The 6114-nt window shown below is 46.9% G+C and carries 5 protein-coding genes and 1 pseudogene; 2 read left to right on the top strand and 4 right to left on the bottom strand.

All coding sequences use genetic code 11. From position 1 onward, the window contains the following. Nucleotides 1-137 precede the first annotated feature (137 nt). Together ACW5W8_RS02255 and ACW5W8_RS02250 are read right to left on the bottom strand one after the other, a co-directional pair. Complete coding sequence (locus ACW5W8_RS02255) at nt 138-824, bottom strand: hypothetical protein (protein WP_498626201.1); 687 nt, start codon at nt 822-824, stop codon at nt 138-140. Between the two features lie 17 nt (nt 825-841). Further along, nucleotides 842-1207, bottom strand: a complete 366-nt coding sequence (locus ACW5W8_RS02250) for a hypothetical protein (protein ID WP_042022585.1) — start codon at nt 1205-1207, stop codon at nt 842-844. A 271-nt stretch (nt 1208-1478) separates the two neighbouring features. On the opposite strand from ACW5W8_RS02250, the gene ACW5W8_RS02245 reads away from it, so the two are divergent. After that, nucleotides 1479-1823, top strand: a complete 345-nt coding sequence (locus tag ACW5W8_RS02245) for a helix-turn-helix domain-containing protein (RefSeq protein WP_373969966.1) — start codon at nt 1479-1481, stop codon at nt 1821-1823. Between the two features lie 141 nt (nt 1824-1964). On the opposite strand, the gene ACW5W8_RS02240 is transcribed toward ACW5W8_RS02245, so the two are convergent. Both ACW5W8_RS02240 and ACW5W8_RS02235 read right to left on the bottom strand, forming a co-directional pair. Beyond that, complete coding sequence (locus ACW5W8_RS02240; RefSeq protein WP_498626206.1) at nt 1965-2693, bottom strand: YagK/YfjJ domain-containing protein; 729 nt, start codon at nt 2691-2693, stop codon at nt 1965-1967. Nucleotides 2694-3310: 617 nt separating this feature from the next. Next, entirely contained in the window at nt 3311-3514 is a 204-nt protein-coding gene (locus tag ACW5W8_RS02235) for a helix-turn-helix transcriptional regulator (RefSeq protein ID WP_498626199.1), read from the bottom strand. Between the two features lie 1949 nt (nt 3515-5463). On the opposite strand from ACW5W8_RS02235, the pseudogene ACW5W8_RS02230 reads away from it, so the two are divergent. After that, nucleotides 5464-5709 (top strand): annotated as a pseudogene (locus ACW5W8_RS02230) (H-NS histone family protein); the annotation flags it as partial. Nucleotides 5710-6114: the final 405 nt, after the last annotated feature.

Below are 6114 nucleotides of genomic sequence, written 5' to 3'. Positions count from 1 at the left end.
GGCGGCTTGTCAGTCAGTGAGTGGCCCCCTGGTGCCGAGCTAAAAAAGAACCCCCTCTTTGAAAAAGAGGGGGTTCTTCAGCAATCTGAGGGCACCCGAAGGTGCCCTGATGGTGGTGAATATGTAGTGGCTGGTGGTCAGGATTGCTTGCGCAGCGTCAGGCTGCTGGCATCCCATACCCAGCGCTGACGAGGATTGCCGGGCAAGTCGAGGATGAAACCGTTGGGTTCGGGGGTCAGCTTGCCTTCATCGCTACAAGTACCAAAAGGCGGTGATAGCATGGTCAGCACACCCATCTGTGCGACAGCTAACTGATAGAGCACCGGGCATGCCACACCGCCACTGTGCAGCTCAAACAAGACCGCCTGCCCGTTGGCCAGCGGCAAACGGTGCGTGAGTTTGATGGCGTCATATTCATCGGTGCGCAGCAGTACCTCACCCCCATACCGGATCTCGATACTGTCATCGTCATTTTTCACGATGGTCAATGACGTGGTACTTGATGCAGCTGACGCAGGTGCAAAGGAGGGCTCGAAGTAACGACTGCCATCTGAATAGGTCAGCATAAAACCGTTCAGTGAAACCTGCTGGGTGATACTGGGAATGAGCTGTGGCTCATCTTCATCCAGCGGCATCAACATGATGCGTTCCCCTTTCGAGGTCTCTATCCAAAACTGCATGCTGGCGAAATTGAGGGTGCCTTCAACGTTGGCCGGTACCCGTTTAGTGACCGTTGGCACAGTGAATTGAGGCGCCGCCCAGGTCGGTAAGGCAAACAGCGATAACCATGTGCACCACAGGGCCAGTTTGATGTTTTCTGTCATGTTACTCTCCAGACGACTTATTCAATGGTGTAAGAGGCATTGCCCAGATTGGTGAAGAGGGTGACCTCTCTCAATCGGCACGGCTCGGTCATGACCAGCCGCCAGCTTTCGGTGTAATTGAGCTTGAGTGGGAAATAGGTTCCTCCCACCGAACCCATCAAGTCACTGCGCAGCATCACCCGGCATTTACTCTTGCCGCCATTAATCAGCACTTTCTGAATAGTGACTTGATCGTTGAGCGAGGTGACTACGATCTGAGGTCGCCCGATAGCGGTGTATTCCACTTCCAGACTGAATTCTGGGCTATTAGCAGATGCTGTATCGCAAGCGCTCAGTGATAAGCCACAAGCCAACAGTAAGGGATAAAGCAGTGTGCGATTCATGATTTCTCCTTAATAAAAATGGCAAAAGGATGCCTGACCGACGAGGCGAGCCTGTCGGGCTAACGGGTGTAAACGTAATGGGTTAATGGTGGTGCAGGCTGATAGCCAAATGCCACCAAGGGGATGGGTTGAGGTTAGGTCGTGTCGAACTCCTTTCGATGTTGGGGTAACTATTTCACTGGATTAGATCTAATGGGGTGATCCTCATCGTAAAGGGTCCTTAATGTCAATAAAAGTCCATAGTCAACTATAAGAGTTGACTGGAGGACTTATGAAAAACATCAACTCTGAAGCGCTGGCCAAGAGCGTGGGCAAAGCGATTGGGCGCCAACGCCAGCAGGCGGGGCTGACTCAGGAGCAAGTGGCAGAGCACTTGAAGATAGGTATGGAAGCCGTCTCCCGGATGGAGCGAGGCCTCGTGGTGCCGACCGTCGTGCGGCTCGCAGAGTTGGCTCAGCTGTTTGGCTGTGAGCTTGCAGACTTTCTGCGTGAGACCAGCAACCGCCCCACCGAACAAGGCATTGTGCTCAGCCAGCAGTTGGCCAAACTCGAGACAGCTGACAGAGCGCTGGTGCTGGAGGTGGTAGATAAGCTGGTGGCGCGACTGGCGCCTTAATGGCTCACAGTGCGAATCGATGACAGACTGATGCCGATACCAGGACCGATAACTTGGGAGGCCGCGATGGCGCTCCCAAGCAGCTTCACAGCGATATGTGTTTACTCTCCCTTGATAATATCTATCTGAGTTACTTTTCAATCAGACCGACAGAGCAAACCGAGGTCTGCCAAGGCGAGGTTGGGACGATGGTGTCTCCATACGCCCGAAGGTCCGACGACCGGCTGGCAATACCGCCAATATTTGCGTATCCAGCTTGGTCAGATAACTCAGCGCATTAAGCAAGTTTTGACGCTTTGCTGTATCGCTGTAGTGGACCATCCCAATCCCATCAGTACCCCATTTCCGATATTCCTCCCGCCTGACTTGGCAGTTATAATAGATCCCGTTATTGTCGGTAATATCCTTCCACAGCTCCCCTAGCGCTCTACTCAGCGAGATATCTCGTTGGTGTACTGCCCCATTAAAAATGAACGTCATGTGGGTATGGAAACGTCTATCAACACCGTACTCCAGTTTCCAGATATAGCCTACCAATGCAGGATATTTGTTCTGTACTCGACGAAGGTAACAATTCCGATCATCGGTCACGAGGTCTAACGTTAACTGGTCGTAGTAGGCTTTGCGATAGCCGATATCCAATCGGATGACTAATAGTTTGGCATGCTGGTCGAATAGGCTATTAACATACGTCGCTATACTGCGCTGATTGCGGCTCTGAACGCGTTTGAGGTCATTGAGGCGCTTACGGTGCGCCTTACTCTTGAACTCTCTTAGAAACGCATGCAGCGCGTTATTGATATCCCTGGCTAATTCATTGCCTTCATCACTATCGAGATATCTCTCATGGATGAGGTGCAATCTAGGCACCTCTCGCATATGCGTTAGGAATAGCGCAACCGTTGGATGCGCGGACGATACCTCCTCATGACAATAAAAATAATCACACACAGTATTCAACGCATTAAAGAGCTGGGTTGATAGCCTACGGTTAATGCACGTAATGCATGACATATAAGGGGCTGAATGAACAGCCCTGACAATAGGAAGCGTTGTATTTTGGAACAGGTCTGTTATGGATAGGATATCTAATAGTCTGACTGAGTTAAACATGAAGGCCTCGCTTAGGCAGGAGTAACCCTACGCTGTGTGATAGACACACGCGTATATAGGGGCGATTGGTGGAGTGGTATTGGCTACCTATGCTGGTGGTAGCATGACCACCACATGGGGGTGGTGTAATGGTATGCGATAGTGGTAATGGTTATTGGTTGTATATGGGTGGCTGTACATAGCGTAGGAATAGTAATGAATGGAAGTGATATTAAATAATAAATAAACCTAAACGCGATACGTCTGCATCACCTACGAAAATACCAAAAAACATATATAAGAAGAAATGGCTATTTCCCTAACCCATGAGCCTATCAAGGCATGATTTATAACACTGGAAGTTATGGAGTTCACCAGGGATGAAAAAAGTGCATTCAAGACTGGCGTCTACCAATAAGCCAGCTATCAACATCGTGCTCAAACCAGCCAATAGAGGACTGCCCTATCTTGAAGGGTTTAGGGAAGGTCTCGTCATAACGAGGAGACTTGGGATTAAGCCAGTCATAGATAGTAGACCTGGCCATGCCAATCTTGTTGGTGAGGTCTTTGATGCGCAGGACTTTGATGGTGTTGTTCATGGTGTACTCCTGATGATGTAGTGAGTTGTTTCATCAGAAGAGCGAGCCAGTTAAAAAACACATGATTAACTCGAGTGGGTGAGAGCACAATGAAAACATTACATTGTAGCCAGCACCTCTTTAGCATTGCATGGAGGCATGCCCCTACCTTATTCAGGTCAGCTATAGGCATGTTAGGAATTGCTTCACGTACTACCACCATAGTTTTTGAGCTGGCTTTTTGATAGCCAGGCTGTGGCATGTGCCATGCAAAATGGCCATCCCACACAACCTGACAACTGCAATCGTATTATACTAAAAGATACCTGAGGGCCTGACTTATGACTTGGGTTGAAATAATATCAAACACGCGTGACTTACCTTGAGGTAATGCGCTATCCTGCACTTTAATCGCTTTGATATTATCTATTTTGAGTGACGGTGAAGAGATGGCTAAAAAAGTAAAAGGTAAGTTTGCACACAAAATTGGAAAAATGGCAAAAAACCAACGAAGGACTGAAGTTATAAAAAATGAGAGTGAAGATGGCAAGGCTGCATCCAGTGAATTATCTTCGGAAAGTCCCTCCTCTCATGATAATAAAGGGGCATCGCCTGAGGTGCACTTAAAACCATCGCGCAGAAGAACCCCCAAAAAAAAGAATGAGAAAAAAAGTTCGCCCAATATATCGAGACCCTATGCAATATATGATTGCACTAATGCATGGATTGCCGCTGCTAAGCAGACAAGGACAAATGTACATGGTGCATTTTCACGAGAAGGATTAGGCAAAAAAGGATTAAGTGCAGGTAAAAGTGCCGAGATAGATATATTTATAGCGGAAAACAAATCATCTGATGCAGTGTACAGTGACAAAAATTTTCTGACAAGCGACTATGATACCTTTCTTTGCATATATAAAATTCTGTGCTTTATCTCCTCTATCAGAGAATTTAATTTTCACACGCCCCCTCGGATTGGTCGCCGACTCGAGACATACAACAGCCTGGAAGATTTGAATTCAGATATTAAAAGTAACGTGCAAATAGAAAATATAAATCAACGGCGCGTATTCACCAAGTTACAAAAAAGAAAAATAAAGGAGAGAATAAGGCATTTTTTGAAAATGAATGTGAGCGCTATTTTAGGACATAATGATTTTTTGCAACACTTCAATGTACATCCTGCAGTGTCGCTTTTCATCAACACTGTTAATGAAAACAAAATAGACATAACAAACAGCTGCGATTTTGAAAATTACTTTTCGATAGATTTGATTACTGCATTCGTTAATCGATTCAATTTGATATTCAATCAACCAGCCTATAAAAAAGCAACTAGTAAGCGGTTGTTTAATGTGCAGGAGAACGTGAGTTCAGTGATGGAGCACGCCAATACCATCATGAAAGATGGCAGCACTCATGCCATACGCTTTTGCCTGGGGTTCAATTTCCCGTTTGATGATGAGTATGACATTAAGTTTGAAAAGGCGTTGAAATTGAGCTTGAAAACACCCTCTCAGGTAAATGACTACAGGCTCATGATGCTACGTACCGGCAGGAATGCAGTGTTTCGAAATGGTGCTAAAAACCCCATAATGAAATATATTGACGGTTATATATGGAAGATGGATTACTGCTCCGTCAGAGGGCACTATCTTCATGTTATTTTATTTTTAAAAGAGAACTGGAATAAACATTTTAATATCATGGAATCAATTGGTGAGATGTGGCGGGCGAAGGTTAAAAATGGAGATGTGTTCTCGTATCGAGGCACCCGAAGCCGCATTAACCTTCAACAGGCTACGAATAAACAAAAAATGCTTAATGATATTCATGACTTGTTTATTCAAGATGTATTGGCGTATGCAGACACTACGCTATCAAGTGGTAAAAAAATTCGCACCTTTGGTAAAGGAGCACAAAAAGGATGGGTTCTCAACTCGACGCAGCAGGGGCAAACGATGCCGACAGCGCATCAGCAAAAGCTGGCTGAGTTTCAAGCGATGTTGGCTCAAGCTGGTATTGACCCGACGGAGTTGGTTGGCAGTACTCCGGCAGCAGCTACTGCGGCTAAAGCTAAACGAGCACCTCGGCCCCCGAAATACCGTTATGTTGAGAATGGCGTAGAGAAAACCTGGACCGGTCAGGGCCGTACACCCAAGTTCCTGACTGAGCAACTCGAGCAAGGTCGTCAGCTGGATGACTTCCTCATCTAAATAGACAAGGCCATGCCAATGGGGTGTGGCCTTTCTGTTTACGCGCTCCGTGGCCAATTAATGCCAGCTCTCGTCGTTACGAACCAGGAATATTCGATAATGATCTGTCGCATGACTGAGGTCAGCTCTAATGACATTATTCAAAACATCCTTTAGCATGCGCATGATGCTGGCTTAGCTCAGTAGGTCACCAGTTCGATTCCTCTCGTCAGCACTACGATAACCACCGAGTTCCTCATAGCCGATCCTGATGCCAGCCATAAAAGACTTAGACGCAGAGCGTACCGATTTGGATGCGCGATTACGCGAAGCCATTGATAGTTGGGATCCACGTTGCCCCAGGCGCTGGCTAGCTAAATATGGCGGTTGGCGAGTTGAAAAACGATCACTCCTCACACAGCGATA

This window comes from Aeromonas aquatilis, assembly GCF_054052405.1.
Note: the sequence above shows the minus strand (reverse complement) of the source record. Positions and strands in the feature narration are given on the sequence as shown.